Source organism: Oceanobacillus limi (assembly GCF_900111445.1).
GTDB classification, from domain to species: domain Bacteria; phylum Bacillota; class Bacilli; order Bacillales; family Amphibacillaceae; genus Ornithinibacillus; species Ornithinibacillus limi.
Genome location: NZ_FOHE01000011.1, coordinates 53702 through 70856 on the forward strand (window position 1 = coordinate 53702; position 17155 = coordinate 70856).

The following is a 17155-nucleotide window of genomic DNA, read 5'->3' on the forward strand; positions in this document are numbered from 1 at the left end:
CTCATTTTTATCACATCTCTCCATCGCAGCTCCCATTTTTGGGAGCTGGAGCAATCTTACTTAACAGAGAGACCATTTGTAATTAACGCATGAACAGAAGGCGCCAAACTAACTAAGTCATACTTTTCATCTTTCATTACCCAGTTCGTAACCGTTTCATCCAGCGTTCCAAAAATCATTTGGCGTACTAATTTCCTGTTTAAGTCATCGCGAAAGAGCTTTTGCTCTATTCCTTCTTTTATAATCTCATCGATAACTACTAAATAAGGCTTTAGTACATTATTAATTTGTAACCTTAAGTCAATATTGGATTGTCTAAGCTCTAATTGAGTTACAATCGCTAAATAGTGATCTTCAGCCAATTGACGAAAATGCATTTCGATCAAAGTTAGCAACTTCTTATTCGCATCTTCCTTTTCACTAGTTGCTGACACAATTTGCTCAATGAATTGCCCCATTTTTTCTTCAAATACAGAAACAAGAATGTCTTCTTTATTCTTAAAATAGAGGTAAATAGTACCGTCAGCAACCCCTGCTTTTTTAGCAATTTTTGATACTTGTGAAGCGTGATAGCCGTTTTCTGCAATTACTTCTACAGCTGCATCAATAATTAATTTGTATTTTGGCTTGTTTTTCTTCATACTTGAACTCCTTCGAACAACCTTAGAAAGCTGTGCACAAGCAGAGCCTTTAGGGCAAATATTTTACGTGCACGTAATTAAATAAGTAGCTTTCTATCTACAAAACTAAAATGAATGAATACTCATTCATATTTTATTATACTTCTGAATCATGTAGATGTCAATATACAGCTTGGGCATAAACGAATTAAAAAAATACTACGTAACATTGCTTTCTTCCTGTTTTTTCTTTGTATCGGAATCGATTAATTGTCTTCTTAATATTTTCCCAACAGCAGTCTTCGGCAATTCATCACGAAATTCATATAATCGTGGAACTTTGTAAGCAGCAAGATGCTTTCTACAAAAAGTATTCAAATCTTCTTCATTTAAGTCATATCCATCCTTCGCTACCACAAATGCCTTAACGGTTTCCCCGCGATAAGGATCCGGAATACCGGCAACAGCCACTTCTAGTACGCCCTCATGTTCGTACAATACTTCTTCTACTTCCCTTGGATAAATATTATACCCACCTGCAATAATCATGTCTTTTTTTCGATCAACTATATAAAAATAACCATTTTCATCCATGTAGCCCATATCTCCAGTGAATAACCAACCATCCTTTAACACTTTATCTGTTTCTTCTTGGTTATTCCAATACCCCTTCATGACTTGAGGACCCTTCACAGCAACCTCTCCAACATCACCTATCTCCGCTTCCTCTAACGTTTCCATATCCAATATTTTAGAATCTGTATCTGGCCATGGGATACCAATACTACCATTTATTCTTTTTTCCCACACAAAATTAGCATGTGTAACAGGAGATGATTCTGTTAAACCATATCCTTCAACTAGTCGACCACCAGTAACTTTCTCAAATTGCTCTTGAACCTCAACTGGTAAAGGTGCTGATCCACTAATACAAGCCTCAATAGAGGAGAGGTCGTATTTTTTCAAATCTGGGTGGTTTAACAATCCAACATATATCGTTGGTGCACCAGGAAACAATGTTGGTTTTTGCTTTTGAATTGTTTTTAAGACATCACCAGCATCAAATTTCGGCATTAAAATCATTTTCTGACCAGCCATAATCGACATGTTCATGACTGTAGTCATCCCATACACATGGAAAAACGGTAACACACCAAGAACAATTTCTTCTCCCTCTTTTGTCTTATAAAGCCAAGCGTCGCTCATTTGAACATTAGACACTAAGTTATAATGGGTTAGCATAACCCCCTTTGGGAAACCAGTTGTGCCTCCTGTATACTGTAGTAAAGCCAAATCTTCTTTCGGATCGACTTCAACCGGTTGATAATTAGGAGTCGTTTGCTCCAAAATCTTAGTCCAAACATGTGTATCCCCGCCATGATCAACTTTAACCACCATATTATATTGCTTCTTTTGAATAAAAGGGTAAATTAGGTTTTTCGGGAATGGTAAATAATCTTTAATCCCCGCTACAAATATGTGCTTTAATGGAGTATCTTTCTTAACATTCTTTACACGCGGCACTAAGATATCTAAGCATACAATAAACGTTGCACCTGAATCATTTAATTGATACTCCAACTCCCTTTCTGTATATAGAGGGTTTGTTTGGACTACAATTCCACCTGCCATTAGGGCACCATAATAACTAATGACCGCTTGCGGACAATTAGGTAGCATGATTGCTACTCGGTCCCCTTTATTTAACCCCAATTGTTGGAAATAATTTGCCATTATCTTTGCTTGTGTATGGACCTCAGTAAATGACAACTCCTTCCCCATAAAATAAAGCGCTTTCTTTTCACCGTAACGTTTTGCAGCATCACCCAAAAAGACATGTAAAGGTTTTTCGTCGTAATCAATGGTAGTTGGAATTTCTTTTGGATAGTTCGCATGCCATAGCTTTTCTTCCACATCAATTCCTCCCTTAGTACTATATTTATATTTCATTATACCGACTAATTGATATTTTTTGAAATTTTATTTAACTTTTTGTATATTTTTTTAATAAATCATCAAAAAATCGGCATAATGAGTAGGAATTAACGTATTTAGATTAAATAAAAGACCCCTACAACAACAAAGATAATTGCCACAACGATTAATATTTTTGCAAGTACTTCAAGTGTATCCATTTTTCCTCTCCCTAGATGATATTTGCACCTATTACAAATGCCAAACTTATGGAAATGACCATAGAAATAAAACCGACAGCAATATTTCCATTCCCAATCTCTTCATCAACTTTAATCGTTGGTGTTAGAAATTCAAAAATAAAATATGCTATGAGTAGAAGTAAGAAACCATACAATCCCCAACCGATACTAATTAACAAAGAATCATTATGCTCAATGGAATAGCGGAAAATGGTGGCAATTCCAAAAATCTTGCCACCAGTTGCCATTGCTACCGCTAAATTTCCACTTTTAATTTCTGACCAATTTTTATAGGTTGTTACTAATTCGAATACTGCTAAAAAAACAATGGTACATAAAATTACAACACTATACCTTGCTGCTGTTTCTACTGCAAGCAGTTCCCAAAATCCTTCCATTTCTTCTCCCCCCAAGAAAAACTATTGAAATTCAATCACCGTAACTCCACTTCCACCTTCACCAGCAGTACCAGCTCTTTGCTTAGCAATGTTTGGGTGCTTCTTCACAAATTCCTGAACACCTTTTCGTAATGCACCTGTTCCTTTCCCATGAATAATAGAAACTTTCGAATAACCAGCTAGAATTGCATCATCAATATACTTTTCTAATTGATGAAGTGCATTCTCGTATCGTTCTCCACGAAGATCCAGCTCTGTCTTTACATGGTAATTAGACCCTTTGATTGTGGCTAGTGGTTTTTCTATTTGTTGCTTTTTCTTGCCTACCTTTTGTAAATCCTTACGTTTAGCTTTCACTTTCATAATTCCGACCTGAACAAGATATTCCTTCTCACTGATCTTTTCTAACACAGTACCATTTTGATTCACAGTAAGCAATTTAATTTCATCGCCTGGGTGCAATTCCTGTTGAGAATTATTAGATGTCTGCTCGCTATTTTTTTCTTTCTTGCCAAGGTTAGGACGAGCTTCTTCTAACATCTTTTTCGCTTCAATCCATTCGTGTTCTTTCAATTCAGCATTTGTCTTCATATTTCGAATTTCATTTACGATTGCTTCAGCTTCTTCTCTTGCCTTTTGTAATGCTTTTTCCGCTTTTTCTTCAGCTTTCTTGTAAATCGACTCACGTTGTTGCTCAAGTTTGGACCACTCGTTTTCCATTTCACTCCGAAGTTGCTCACTTTCAAGCAAGACTCGATGTGCTTCTTCATAATCTTTCTCTGCTTGAATCTGTGATTGTTCCAGTGAAGCAATCATATTTTCAACATTTTTCGAATCTACACCAATATGACTTTTCGCATGATCAATAATCTGTTCATCCAGGCCTAGCCGACGTGAAATATCAAAGGCATTACTTCTTCCCGGAATACCAATTAATAATCGATACGTTGGTTGCAGTGTTTCTACATCAAATTCAACGGAAGCATTAATGACATTTGATCGATTATATCCATATGCTTTCAGTTCAGGATAATGCGTAGTTGCAATAACTCGCGCATTCCTCGACACAACTTCATCCAGTATAGCCATTGCTAAGGCTGCCCCTTCTTGAGGATCCGTCCCTGCACCTAACTCATCAAACAGCACAAGTGTACGAGCATTTACATGCTTTAGAATATCTACAATATTTGTCATATGTGATGAAAACGTACTTAAATTTTGCTCAATGGATTGTTCATCACCAATATCTGCAAACACATCATCAAATACGGCTAATTCGCAACCGTCAAAAGCCGGAATTTGTAATCCAGATTGTGCCATTAACGTACATAAACCAATCATCTTTAAGGTAACTGTCTTACCACCAGTATTTGGACCTGTTATCACAATTGCAGTATAATCACTGCCAATTTCAATATCGTTTGCTACGACCTCATCCATCGAAATTAATGGGTGTCGGGCTTGTTGCATTTTAATTCGGCCACTATCATTCATCTGTGGCATTGCTGCTTTCATTTCTTGGGCTAACTTTGCCCGAGAAAAGATAAAATCAATGCTTGCTAAAATAGCGACATTATTTAGTAAGACATCTTCATTGTTTGCTATTTCATCACTAAGTTCCTTCAAAATCCGTTCTATTTCTTGCTTTTCTTTTAATGTTGCCTCCTGTAATTGGTTATTCAGATCAACTACTGTTTTCGGTTCCATAAATAAGGTTTGTCCGGAAGCAGACTGATCATGGACAATTCCACCAATTGCACCTCTATATTCCTGTTTAACTGGTAGAACATAACGATCATTTCTTATTGTAATAATTGCATCTGATAACATGTTGCTTTTCGTTTTCGTATAATTATCTAATTTATCTCGTACTCTACTTTCATAGGTGCGAATCGATGAGCGAATCGCCCGAAGTTTTTCCGACGCACTGTCCATCATATATCCATGATCATCGATACAGCTTTTAATTTTCCTTTCTAGATCCCGGAGTGGAGTAATTCCTTCCACCTGCTTTTTCAATATTGGTAGATCATCTTCCAACTTTTCTATAAAATCCTTTACCTGGCGACCTCCATATATTGTATTTGCAATATCAAGACATTCACCAGAATTCAAGATACCACCAATAACACTACGCTTTACACTACCACGAATATCAAATATACCGCCTAGGGGAATTGCTACATTTAACCTTAAAATTTGGACTGCTTCATCTGTTTCATTTTGTAATGCAACAACTTCGTTAATATCTGTAGATGGTTTCAGCTTTGTAGCGAGGTCTTTCCCAAGCGACGTAGCTGCATGATTGGTTAATTGCTCTGCAACTTTATTAAATTCTAATACCCGGAGAATTCGTTCATTCATTGGATTACTCCCTTTTCTCGTTGTTCCTATTTTTATTTATTACGATTAAAATAAGCAATAAGTTTCTCTTTGGACCAAGTGTTAATAACCGTATCCTTTTCAATCCAACCTTTTCTAGCTACACCTACCCCATACTTCATATGTTCTAACATCGGGTAACTATGTGCATCGGTATTAATTGCAATATTAACGCCCATACTCTGAGCAACTCGAACCCAGTCTGCAGATAAATCAAACCGATTTGGATTCGCATTTATTTCTAATACGGTATTTGTTTCCATTGCTCGTTTCATTAACTTTTCCATATTTACTTTATAACCTTCTCGGCGTCCAATAAGACGACCAGTTGGATGTGCAATAATTGATACATATGGATTATCCAAAGCTGCATATAAACGATCCATTATTTTTTCTTCCGACTGGTTAAAGCTAGAGTGAATTCCACCGATTACAAAGTCCATTTCCTTTAAAAATTCATCAGAAAAATCTAAGGTTGCATCAGGTAATAAATCCATCTCTACTCCTGCGAAAATATGAATGTCTTCATATCTTTCATTTAAACGTTCGATTTCTTCCCGTTGTTGTCGTAATCTAGTTTCATTCAATCCATTGGCAACCCGCAAATATTTTGAATGATCGGTTATCGCCATGTAACGATAACCTTTTTTGCGAGCCTGGAGAACCATTTCTTCTAAAGATTGGGCACCATCACTCCAAGTTGTGTGCATATGTAAATCTCCAAGAATGTCATCTAGTTCAACCAAATTATGCTGTTTCTTAAACGCTTCAACTTCACCACTATTTTCCCTTAATTCAGGTGGGATATAATTGAGTCCATAATGATTGAAAAATGCTTCTTCTGTATCAAATGTAAGACTTTCATTCGTCTCTTCTACTTCGATTCCATATTCACTTATCTTCTCGCCACGAGCTTTTGCAAGCTGCCTCATCGCAACATTATGGTCTTTCGATCCAGTAAAGTGATGGAGAGTTGTTACAAATTCCTCGTCTTTGACTAACCGAAAATCAATATTTATATCATAAACGTCTTCTATTGTAACAGAGACCTTCGTATCACCTTTGGCTATTACTTCCTTCAGGTCATTTATTTGCAATAATTGCTCTCTAACCTCAATTGGCTTATCTGTTGCAAGAATATAATCAATATCTTTTATCGTTTCCTTCATCCTACGCAAGCTACCAGCTCGAGAGAAACGTTTTACATTCTGTAAGCCACTTAAAAAATTCTCGATCCTTTCCGCAATAGGAAGCATAACAGCAATAGGTAACCTTTCAGGTCTCGTACCAGCTTCTTCTAATGAAGCTAGAATTTTTTCCGCAGACTTCTTACCGAATCCTGCCAAACCCTCAACTTTCCCAGTTTGCAATGCATCTTTTAATGATTCTGCATCGATAACATCAAGCTCTTGGTAAAGTTTGGCTAATTTTTTCCCACCAAGCCCAGGGACATTTAATAGTGGAACCAAACCTTGAGGGACCTCTTTTTCTAACTGATGTAAAGTATCGGAAGTTTTGTTTTCTACATATTCCTTAATGACCGCGCTTGTTCCTTTACCAATACCGTTAATTTTTGTGAAATCATCTATATCTGTAAGGGAACGGTCGTCACGCTCAAGAGCTTGTGCTGCTTTGCGATAAGCAGAAATTTTAAATGGATTCTCACCCTTTAGTTCTAAATATATAGCGATTTTTTCTAATAATTTTATAACATCTTTTTTGTTTATTTCCATATCAATCACCTTTTCCTTACATCTATCCAAACAAAGAGAGACTAATTCATTATAGGATTATACTTATTGTACATGACCATACAACATAAGCCCTAATAATTTGAATTAGTCTCTCTATTAACATTATCTATATATATGGTTCTATTGACCAGAGAGATTTAATTTTCTCTGATAAGTATGGTGTATTCTCAACAATATACATCGCTACGGATGAATCCGTAATCCACTCTTGTAATTCGGTTAACGGTGTTAGTGCTAATATGTATAATACGATAAATAATAACAAGTATATCTCTAAAAATCCTAGCATCGACCCTAGAATCTTATTAATAGAATTCAGAATCGGTAACGAAGCGACAAAATCTAACATCGATGCAATAACTTGTAAAACAATCTTTACTACAAAAAAGATAATCGCAAATGAAATTGCATTATAAAAAGCATTTTCCAATGGCAATGCTTGAATAAATTCTGCCCACAAATTATCGTCTGTTAGTTCAGGATATGGGACCCATAAAGCCAATTTGGAGGCCAAATCATCATAATAGGTTGCAGCGACAATAAATGATACGATATACCCTACCAAATGTACAGCCTGTAAAATTAATCCTCGCTTTAAACCTATTAATAAACCAAACAACAATAATAGTATTATTATGAAATCTATCATACTTTTTTAATCCTCTTTCTTTTTTAATGACCCCTGCAAAGCTGCATAGTCCTCTTTTAATTTCAAATAGTCGTTCATGGAATTTACCGCAGTAAGTACAGCTAAACTAGCCGTGTCTAACTGGGGGTTATTTTCTTGAATCTCTCGCATCTTTTGATCAACTAAGCTAGCCACCATTCGTACATGGCTGGCCGATTCTGTTCCAACTATCGTATATGATCTATTATGTATTTCAACAGTTAAACGGGTTTTATCATCCTGGGTCACGCAAATAGCCTCCCATTAAAATTCTTCACTTCATCTTAACACGAAGACACGTATTAAGGAAACTGTTCTTATGCAAAATTTAAACATTTCATTTATAACCTTTCATTTGCTATAGTCAATAGTATAACAATGAATGGAGCGATTGAATGGCACAAAATGTCTTTTTACTATCAAAACAAAAAATAGAAGCAATGAAACAATATTATCATAAATCATTAACAAATGTACCACAAGGCGCAATATTTCGTGCGAAAACGACGAACGCCGTGATCACAGCTTATAAGTCTGGCAAAGTAATGTTTCAAGGGAGTTCACCTCAAGCCGAGGCAGTGAAATGGATAGATGACGCAGAAATTCCTAAAAACAATAAACCAACAAATAAAAAAACCTCATCTACGTCATCATATACCCCACCAAGCAGTTTATTTACGGGTTCTCATATCGGATCGGATGAAGCGGGAACAGGAGACTATTTTGGCCCAATTACGGTTGCATGTGCTTATGTGAATAGCAGTCACATTACTACATTAAAACAACTCGGTGTTAAGGACTCTAAAAATCTTACAGACGAGACAATATCTAAGCTTGCAAAAGAAATTGTTAAACTAAACATACCATATTCGTTACTGGTCCTACACAATAACAAATATAACACCCTGCAAAAACGTGGTTGGTCCCAAGGAAAAATGAAAGCAATGCTTCACCATGCTGCAATTTCCAATTTGCTGCAAAAGGTAGGGAACCAATCGTTAGACGGAATATTAATTGATCAGTTTTGTGAACCACATGTATATAAAAAACATATAGGATCAGAAAACCACACGTTACATGAAAAAACGTACTTTATGACGAAAGCAGAAAGCTATTCTATTGCTGTTGCCACTGGATCGATTATTGCAAGAGCAAGCTTTGTTAAAGAAATGGATAAACTTTCTGAAGAGTTAGGTATACCATTAAAGAAAGGTGCTTCAAAATTAGTAGATCAAACGATTGCCAGAGTCATCAAGGAAAAAGGTGAACCAGTCTTACAAAAGTGCGCAAAAGTACACTTCGCAAATACAAATAAAGCTAAAGCATACCTATAAGACCATTTTCATGTAATGTAACATACGACTTTGCAACCATTCTTCATGATTCTTAAGTGGGGCTTCTTAAGCTACTCATATACCAAGTTGAACGAATCAGATATTTTCGATCCCCACTTTACCTCTGTGGTTTTAGCTCGTGGTTTTAATTGGGTTCTTACAACACACAAGACGTCGCGTTAAGGTCTTGCCTGCCAGTTGTATATAGGATAAAAGTTCTCTTGGAATTATTGTTTTGTAGGAAAAATGCATCTATATTCATTAGTTTTGTCATAAAATTATAATAAAAATTCCTCCGAGTGAGAGTGATGGATAGAATGAAGAACAAAAGATGGATATTTGCTGTGATCTTCTTATTTATTTTTCTAGTTATCGTTTTATTAATTAATCAATGGAGTACAACTACTTATGAAGAAGTTATAAATAATTTATTTTCGGAAGATGAAGATATTAGTGAAATTTATATACTATACCTTAATACAGTTAATAACGAAGAAAAAGAAATGAGACTTACGAACAATGATGAAATCACAAAACTAATTGAGCAACCTTTAAAAATTAAATTTAAAAGAAAAAGAGAACTTTTTAACAGTATATACTTTATGATTATTAAGACAAATAAAACCAGGTATACAATTAATATTCAAGATAATAATCATTTAAATATTGATGGCAAGTATTACGAAATATTAGGTAGAAATAAACTTATTGATGTTATAGAATCAAATGGAGTCAAATGGGAACAAACAGACTTGTGAATTCATATTATTCACTGTGTTACACTCTCTACTTAATTAGCAAAATAAGAATTCATTCAATAAGAAAATCCGAACGAATTTGATCGTTCGGATTTTCTTGGATTAAAGCTCTATTGCCTAAATCTCTTCATTAAAAACGTACGTAAGCATCAAATATATCATTAACGGTCTGAATGATTTTTTGGAATGATTCTTCTACCTCATCATCCTTTAACGTCTTTTCTGGATCTTGATATAACAGGTTGTATGCTACAGACTTCTTACCCTCTGGAAGATTATCACCTTTATATAGATCAAAAATCTGTACTTGTTTTACTAGTGGAGTACCTGTAGATTCAATAATTTCTTTTACATCACCAGCTTTAACATTGTCATCCATTATGAAAGCAACATCACGAGAAATTGACGGATACTTAGGAATTTGTGAATAGTTTGGAACGTTGCTATATGCTCCAATCACAGCTTCCATGTTGATATCAAATACATAAGTTTCTTTTAAGCTCATTTCTTTTTCTAATGTTGGATGTAATTGACCTAAAAAGCCAATAACTTCCCCATCCATCGAAATCGTGGCACATCTTCCTGGATGCATATCAGGAATAATTGCTTGGTCAAAGTCAACAGGCATTTGTAATTGATCGAACAATCCTTCCACAATTCCTTTAATAACATAAAAATCAACAGGCTTTACTTCTTGTTGCCAAGGATGCTCTAACCACTTACCTGTTAATGCTCCGGCTAAACGTAGTTGTTCGTTCGGCTGTGTAGTCAATTCCTTTTCCTTCGTTAAAAATACAGAACCTATCTCATAGTAGGCTACATCGGATTGATTTCTAGCACGGTTATAAGCTACAGATTGCAGTAATTCTGGCAAGATACTAAGTCGCAAATATTTATGATCTTCACTCATCGGCATTGCCAATTCCACTGGTTGTGGTTCCATTTCCTTTACTTCTGGACTTACTAGCGTACGAATAAGCTTTTCATTTGTTAAAGAATAGGTTGTTGTTTCCATTAGGCCAGTGCCTTGCAAGAAACCTTTTACTTCTCGTTTTAAACGTTGCTCATCGCTTAAACCTCCTGCTTGTGAAGTTCCTTGAGGTAATGTAAATGGTAAATTGTCATATCCATAAATTCTAGCGACTTCTTCTAACATGTCTTCAAAGATTGTAATATCTCCACGTCTCGTTGGAACGTAAATGGTAAAGTCTGATTTATTTTGGTCAAAATTAAACCCTAATCGATTTAAAATTTTCCCCATTTCTTCGTTAGTAATCTCGGTGCCCAACCGTTTATTAATTTCATCCGCATCCATAGAAACCACTTTTTCATCCCGATCCAATGCATCGAATTCTACTACCTCATCTAATACACTTCCACCGGCATATTGATGTAATAACTGGGCTGCACGAATCCCGGCACGCTTGACACGGTTTGGATCAATTCCTTTTTCATATCTTGTGCTAGCTTCACTGCGTAACCCCGTTTGTTTTACGGTTCTTCTGATAGAAGATGGATTAAAGAAAGCTGCTTCTAACAAGACGTTCGTTGTTTGGTCCGTTACTTCGGAATTAGCTCCACCCATAACACCAGCTAGTGCTATTGGATCCTGACCATTTGTGATCACTAAATTTTCTTCTGTCAGACTACGTTCTACTTCGTCCAATGTAATTATTTTCTCTCCATTTTTCGCTTGACGAACAACAATCTTATTCGAGTTCAGACGATCGTAATCAAATGCATGTAATGGTTGACCATATTCTAGTAGAACATAATTCGTAATATCAACAACATTATTAATTGGACGAATTCCTGCTGCCATTAAGTAATTCCTCATCCATAGCGGAGCTGGTTTCACTTCAATATTTTTGATAAGGAATGCACCATAATATGGATTTAATTCTGGATCTTCTACCTCTACTTCTACATGATTACGAACAGAATCCTCACTAGTTTCTAAGGATTCGTCAGGAAGTTTAACCGGTTGATTCAGAATTGCAGCTACTTCATAAGCAACACCTAACATACTTAGACAATCTGCACGGTTGGGGGTCAAATCAAATTCTAAAACAGCATCATTTAAATTCAGTAATGGTTCAACACTCTCCCCAACGATAACATCATTAGGAAATACAAATATTCCTTCAGCTACATCCTTTGGAACATATTTTTCATCAATTCCTAATTCTTGCAAGGAACAGATCATTCCATTCGATTCAACACCGCGTAATTTTACTTTTTTAATTTTAAAATTCCCAGGTAATACAGCACCAGGTTTCGCTACCGCTACCTTCTGGCCTTGTGCCACATTTGGAGCACCACAAATAATTTGTAAATTCTCTTCGTCTCCAACATCTACTTGGCATAGATTTAATTTATCTGCATTTGGATGTTTTTCACAAGACTCCACATAACCAACGACAACATTACTACTTTTTTCAGCAATGTATTCAATACCATCTACTTCAATTCCAGTTTTCGTGATTTTTTCAGCTAAAACTTCTGGACTAATCCCATCTATGTCAACATAATTTTTTAGCCAATTTAAAGATACTAACATTATGAAACCTCCCTATTACGCATTATGAAATTGTTTTAAGAATCGAACATCATTTGTGTAAAACTGACGAATATCTTTAATCCCGTATTTTAGCATTGCAATTCGTTCAGGCCCCATACCAAATGCAAACCCAGAATAGACTTTCGGATCATAGCCTGCCATAGATAGCACATTGGGATGTACCATACCAGCACCTAAAATTTCTATCCATCCTGAACCCTTACATACAGAGCACCCGTCTCCGTTACAAACTTTACAAGAAATATCCATTTCTACCGAAGGCTCTGTAAACGGAAAGAAGCTAGGTCGCAAACGAATTTGACGATCCTCGCCAAATAGTTTTTTAGCAAACGTATCTAAAATCCCTTTTAAATCACTCATTTTCACATCTTTATCAACAAATAGTCCTTCAATTTGAGTAAACTGATGCGAATGAGTCGCATCATCTGTGTCACGACGATAAACTTTACCTGGACAAATCATCTTTACACTTTTAGAATCATCATAAGCTTTCATTGTACGTGCTTGAACCGGTGATGTATGGGTACGTAATAATAATTCATTCGTTATATAAAATGTATCTTGCATATCACGTGCTGGATGATCTTTCGGTAAATTTAAAGCCTCAAAGTTAAAATAATCTGTTTCAACTTCTGGTCCTTCGCGTACTTCAAAACCCATACCAATAAACAAGTCTTCAATTTCTTCAACAATTTTAGTTAGTAAGTGTGGACCTCCAGTAGGAACTGGTCTGCCTGGCAATGTTACATCAATCGCCTCTTTTTGTAATTTCTCTTCTAATACTGCTTGTTCCAGTCCTTCGTTCTTTTGTTCAATAGCATTTGTTATCGTTTCCCTTACCTTGTTGGCAAGCTCACCAATAACAGGGCGTTCTTCCTTTGAAAGCTTCCCCATACCACGTAGAACACTCGTAAGTGAGCCCTTTTTACCAAGGTATGCCACTTTAATGGATTGAAGTTCTTTCATATCTGTTGCTTGCTCAATCTTTTCAATTGCTTCTTTTTCTAGCAACTGTAATTCTTCCTTCATGTCTAAAACCTCCCATTAGTCTTATGTTTTTGAAATTCTTAATCAACTATAGATTTAATTTTAAGCCAAAACATTTTGTTAACACTGTCACGAGGAGTAATGTTAAGCAAACAAAAAAGCCCCTATCCCTAAAAAGGGACGAGGCTTTGGTCGCGGTACCACCCTTGTTGACACATATATCTCACTTACGTGTCCAACTCAATAAAATAACGGATAAATCCGGAACACCTTTACTTGATTCATCAAGGTCCAAGTGTCAGCTCCAGAGTGAAGCATTAACAACATTTCACAGTAGAAATGCTTCCAGTCTAAGGCATTTCCTCCCTTTACTGATCTTTACAGTTGTTAATATGCTCTTTCACAGCTTTTCAATATTAAATCTAATGGTAATTATAGATAAATTAATCGTAATTTGCAAGATTAACCTTGTCACATTTTTACATGATACATTAAAATACCAGCAGCAACACTCACATTCAGTGATTCTGCTTTTCCATAAATGGGTATGTTTACAATTGTATTTGCCATCTCTAATATATTTTCATGAATACCTGCACCTTCGTTACCAACAATTAATCCAACTTTTTCTTGTTTTTCTATCCTATGAAAAGGTTTGGCATCGGTTAATGCAGTAGCCCATATTGAAAAATTTTCCTTTTGGAGAGATTTTATACGTGACTCCAGTGGTTCTTGTGTAATTGGAATATGAAATATGGATCCTTGCGTTGATCGGATAACCTTATCATTGAATAGGTCCACTGTCCCATCCCCAAGCACTACAGCATCAAAACCAGCAGCATCTGCAGTACGTATAATCGTCCCTAGATTACCTGGATCTTGAATCGCATCAATTAATAATATATAATTCCCCATTATTTCTGATGGTTGTTTAATGGAGACGATAGCAGCAATCCCTTGTGGCGTTCTTGTTTCAGAAATATACTGGAATACATTTTCTCCGACCTCCGTAATAGCAAGTGATCGGCACCAGCTTGGAATTTCTATCCCTTCTTGTACGATAATTTCTTGTAGTTGCCACTCACTTTTCCTGGCCTCTTCTACCAAATGAAAGCCTTCAACAAGGAAGGTTCCAGATTTTCGACGTTCTTTTCGTTTCTGTAATTTTTTCCAGTTTTTCACTTTATCATTTTGTATCGATGTTATCATGCATGATCATTCCTATTCATTTTATCTTGTACTATCATACATATTTCCATACAAGCTGGTCAAACTATCCATAGTTTAAATATAAAAAGGGGTGAAAATATGGATTTAAACTTGCGTAAGGCTATTTTATCCAACATTTCCGAAAATGATCAGTCACAATTAGAAGCAACGATTGTTGATGCGATTCAACAAGGAGAAGAAAAAATGCTACCAGGATTAGGAGTACTATTTGAATTAATTTGGAATCAATCAGGGCAACAAGAAAAACAAGAAATGCTTGATGCACTGGAACAAGGTGTAAAACAAGCAACTAGCTAATTTTGAAAAAGGTGCATGTCCTACAGCACCTTTTTTTTTAGTATGATTAATTGGTTTTATTTCGAGAAAGAGAAATTCGTCGAAAGTTGTCGTTCATTCAAATTACATCCTTCGACCTATTTGCTAATTTATTATCTATGATTACAAATCATAACTCTACGTAATCATGAACATATGTTATGATAAAAGAACTATGAATTGGGATCAACTCGTAGAAAAATATAGGTATAACGTATTAATTTCCTTATTTTAGATTTTTCGGCACTATTTGACTATTTTCCAATGAAATGGTATACAAATAAGGGAATTCAAACGAATAGGAATTTGAGTTACTGACTCCTAATACATATAATAGAGGAGTTTTATAAGAGAGGGGAAGAGAAATGGAAGATAGCGTACAAAGTGGGGGAAAACAACCGAAAGGCATTAAACGAATCTTCATGATTACGTTGGTTGCAATACTAGTTATCGGAGGGTCTGTTGCAGCTTATGTAATAATGGACAAATCACCGAAAGAAAAATATTTTTTGGCAGAAAAAGACTCCTTAGAATTCTTAACAGGTCAAATTGAGAAACGCTACCAATCTGAATTAGACTGGAGTGAGTATTCTGCTGAAAATCCAATTGAAAGCGTAATGGAGTTATCAGCAGAATTTAATGATCCATCAGGAGAATCCTACGGCCTAATGAGTCCAGAACAAATTATTAACAATTCTACTGTAACAATGACGACAGCAATAGATCGAGAAGAAAAACGATTATCCTCTAAATTGGAAGGTAGTCTTGGTGGATTTGAAATCGGTGGTTTGGATGTTTTTGTTACTTCTGAAAAAGGTATGGTAGGATTACCTTTCGTTGAGGAACTACTACAGCTTAAAGGCAAGGATTTTGGTAAACTACTAAGCCAAATGGATCCATATACCTTCACAGGAGATGAAGAATTGGATTTTAGTATGATGTTCGATGGGAATAATCTACTATCAGACGAAGACATAGATTACCTAAAGGAAGAATATGCTTTGTTCATCTATGATTCGTTGCCTGATAGTGCTTTTGAATCTACAGACGAAACAATTAAAGTAGCTAACGAAACATTAGATACAGAGAAAATAGCCTTTAACCTATCTGAAGAAGAATTAAAAACGATCCTATCTGAGCTTTTTGAGAAGATGGCAAACGATGACAGATTAAAAGACATAATCCAAGAGCAGTATCAACTACAAACATTTGGTGCATTTACAGTACCACAGTCCTCCGTATTAATGGAGGATGCGGATCAGTTTATTGCTGATTTTACGGCAGGAATGGAAGAAGCGAGCGAAGAAATTGAAGAATTATCCATGCCAGATGGCTTGAATTCTACAATTTGGATCCATAATAAATTAATTGTAAAACGTGATTTTGAAGTCGAACTTGGACCAAATGAAGACGAAATGGTTACACTCCATTTAAACGGCAACCACTTAATGGAGGAAGCAAATCAATCATTCACGTACGAAATTGGTTTTAAAGATGCGTATGATGAAGGTACGGTCGAATTGACGGGCGAGCTATCACTTGAAAATGGTGAAATGAATGATTCAATCCAACTATCAGCAGAAGATGTAGTACTATCCTATGAATCTAGTGAATCACTCGATGATAATAAGAAAGATTTTGAACGTAGGTTCTCTGTTGATGACGGATACGGATTCGTTGGAACATTAAATTGGACTGGAGATGCTTCCTATGATGCGGATCAAATGAGTTCACAACATGCATTTTCCGTTGAAAGTCCTGAAGTACCACAAGATCTACTAACTTTACATCTTTCTAAAGATGCTTCTACAGTTAGTTCTGTAGAAATACCTAGTGATGATCAAGTGAAGGATCTTGGTAGTATGAATATCGACGAATTAATGATGTACATGGAAATGGAGCTATACCCTCAATTTGAGGAATGGATGTTTGGTATTATGGGACCTGGATTTTAAGTCTAAAGGTTCAAAGTA

General features: G+C 35.8%; 14 protein-coding genes and 1 other annotated feature. Of the genes, 4 read left to right on the top strand and 10 right to left on the bottom strand.

The genetic code is table 11. From position 1 onward, the window contains the following. Positions 1-56 precede the first annotated feature (56 nt). The 7 genes from BMX40_RS12510 to zapA all read right to left on the bottom strand — a co-directional run bounded on the left by BMX40_RS12510 (position 57) and on the right by zapA (position 8226). Positions 57-641, bottom strand: coding sequence for a fatty acid metabolism transcriptional regulator FadR (locus tag BMX40_RS12510; protein ID WP_090870400.1), 585 nt, complete (start codon positions 639-641; stop codon positions 57-59). A gap of 198 nt (positions 642-839) precedes the next feature. Beyond that, positions 840-2570, bottom strand: coding sequence for a long-chain-fatty-acid--CoA ligase (locus BMX40_RS12515; protein ID WP_170840782.1), 1731 nt, complete (start codon positions 2568-2570; stop codon positions 840-842). Positions 2571-2766: 196 nt separating this feature from the next. Continuing rightward, positions 2767-3174 carry a DUF350 domain-containing protein gene (locus BMX40_RS12520; RefSeq protein WP_090870402.1) on the bottom strand — a complete coding sequence of 136 codons (408 nt, stop codon included), beginning with the start codon at positions 3172-3174 and terminating at the stop codon, positions 2767-2769. A gap of 21 nt (positions 3175-3195) precedes the next feature. Next, the gene (locus BMX40_RS12525; protein WP_090870405.1) at positions 3196-5538 is read right to left on the bottom strand and encodes an endonuclease MutS2; all 2343 of its coding nucleotides are present in this window, start codon (positions 5536-5538) and stop codon (positions 3196-3198) included. Positions 5539-5570: 32 nt separating this feature from the next. Beyond that, entirely contained in the window at positions 5571-7289 is a 1719-nt protein-coding gene (gene polX, locus BMX40_RS12530) for a DNA polymerase/3'-5' exonuclease PolX (protein WP_090870407.1), read from the bottom strand. 127 nt (positions 7290-7416) lie between these two features. After that, a complete protein-coding gene (locus tag BMX40_RS12535) occupies positions 7417-7959 on the bottom strand; it encodes a CvpA family protein (RefSeq protein ID WP_090870409.1) in 543 nt (180 codons plus the stop codon). Between the two features lie 6 nt (positions 7960-7965). Continuing rightward, the gene (zapA, locus tag BMX40_RS12540) at positions 7966-8226 is read right to left on the bottom strand and encodes a cell division protein ZapA (protein WP_090870411.1); all 261 of its coding nucleotides are present in this window, start codon (positions 8224-8226) and stop codon (positions 7966-7968) included. A gap of 146 nt (positions 8227-8372) precedes the next feature. Here zapA and rnhC point away from each other — a divergent pair, with 146 nt between their 5' ends. Beyond that, entirely contained in the window at positions 8373-9311 is a 939-nt protein-coding gene (gene rnhC, locus BMX40_RS12545) for a ribonuclease HIII (protein ID WP_090870413.1), read from the top strand. A 317-nt stretch (positions 9312-9628) separates the two neighbouring features. Further along, positions 9629-10069, top strand: a complete 441-nt coding sequence (locus tag BMX40_RS12550) for a hypothetical protein (RefSeq protein WP_090870415.1) — start codon at positions 9629-9631, stop codon at positions 10067-10069. Positions 10070-10199: 130 nt separating this feature from the next. Here BMX40_RS12550 and pheT read toward each other — a convergent pair whose 3' ends face one another. From pheT to BMX40_RS12565, 3 genes are all read right to left on the bottom strand, one after another. Beyond that, positions 10200-12629 (bottom strand): phenylalanine--tRNA ligase subunit beta, encoded by a 2430-nt coding sequence (gene pheT, locus BMX40_RS12555; protein WP_090870418.1) that lies wholly within the window; start codon positions 12627-12629, stop codon positions 10200-10202. A 15-nt stretch (positions 12630-12644) separates the two neighbouring features. Next, positions 12645-13679 carry a phenylalanine--tRNA ligase subunit alpha gene (pheS, locus tag BMX40_RS12560; protein WP_090870420.1) on the bottom strand — a complete coding sequence of 345 codons (1035 nt, stop codon included), beginning with the start codon at positions 13677-13679 and terminating at the stop codon, positions 12645-12647. A 131-nt stretch (positions 13680-13810) separates the two neighbouring features. Further along, positions 13811-14050: a binding site (T-box leader), on the bottom strand. Positions 14051-14108: 58 nt separating this feature from the next. Continuing rightward, positions 14109-14846, bottom strand: a complete 738-nt coding sequence (locus BMX40_RS12565) for a TrmH family RNA methyltransferase (RefSeq protein ID WP_090870422.1) — start codon at positions 14844-14846, stop codon at positions 14109-14111. 99 nt (positions 14847-14945) lie between these two features. Here BMX40_RS12565 and sspI point away from each other — a divergent pair, with 99 nt between their 5' ends. Together sspI and BMX40_RS12575 are read left to right on the top strand one after the other, a co-directional pair. After that, positions 14946-15164 carry a small acid-soluble spore protein SspI gene (gene sspI / locus BMX40_RS12570; RefSeq protein ID WP_090870424.1) on the top strand — a complete coding sequence of 73 codons (219 nt, stop codon included), beginning with the start codon at positions 14946-14948 and terminating at the stop codon, positions 15162-15164. A 383-nt stretch (positions 15165-15547) separates the two neighbouring features. Continuing rightward, the gene (locus BMX40_RS12575) at positions 15548-17137 is read left to right on the top strand and encodes a DUF6583 family protein (protein WP_090870426.1); all 1590 of its coding nucleotides are present in this window, start codon (positions 15548-15550) and stop codon (positions 17135-17137) included. Positions 17138-17155: the final 18 nt, after the last annotated feature.

Bases quoted from the DNA above. Each gene is read 5' to 3' on its own strand.
- BMX40_RS12510 (WP_090870400.1), bottom strand. From the start codon at position 641: ATGAAGAAAAACAAGCCAAAATACAAATTAATTATTGATGCAGCTGTA.
- BMX40_RS12515 (WP_170840782.1), bottom strand. From the start codon at position 2,570: ATGAAATATAAATATAGTACTAAGGGAGGAATTGATGTGGAAGAAAAG.
- BMX40_RS12520 (WP_090870402.1), bottom strand. From the start codon at position 3,174: ATGGAAGGATTTTGGGAACTGCTTGCAGTAGAAACAGCAGCAAGGTAT.
- BMX40_RS12525 (WP_090870405.1), bottom strand. From the start codon at position 5,538: ATGAATGAACGAATTCTCCGGGTATTAGAATTTAATAAAGTTGCAGAG.
- polX (WP_090870407.1), bottom strand. From the start codon at position 7,289: ATGGAAATAAACAAAAAAGATGTTATAAAATTATTAGAAAAAATCGCT.
- BMX40_RS12535 (WP_090870409.1), bottom strand. From the start codon at position 7,959: ATGATAGATTTCATAATAATACTATTATTGTTGTTTGGTTTATTAATA.
- rnhC (WP_090870413.1), top strand. From the start codon at position 8,373: ATGGCACAAAATGTCTTTTTACTATCAAAACAAAAAATAGAAGCAATG.
- BMX40_RS12550 (WP_090870415.1), top strand. From the start codon at position 9,629: ATGAAGAACAAAAGATGGATATTTGCTGTGATCTTCTTATTTATTTTT.
- pheT (WP_090870418.1), bottom strand. From the start codon at position 12,629: ATGTTAGTATCTTTAAATTGGCTAAAAAATTATGTTGACATAGATGGG.
- pheS (WP_090870420.1), bottom strand. From the start codon at position 13,679: ATGAAGGAAGAATTACAGTTGCTAGAAAAAGAAGCAATTGAAAAGATT.
- BMX40_RS12565 (WP_090870422.1), bottom strand. From the start codon at position 14,846: ATGATAACATCGATACAAAATGATAAAGTGAAAAACTGGAAAAAATTA.
- sspI (WP_090870424.1), top strand. From the start codon at position 14,946: ATGGATTTAAACTTGCGTAAGGCTATTTTATCCAACATTTCCGAAAAT.
- BMX40_RS12575 (WP_090870426.1), top strand. From the start codon at position 15,548: ATGGAAGATAGCGTACAAAGTGGGGGAAAACAACCGAAAGGCATTAAA.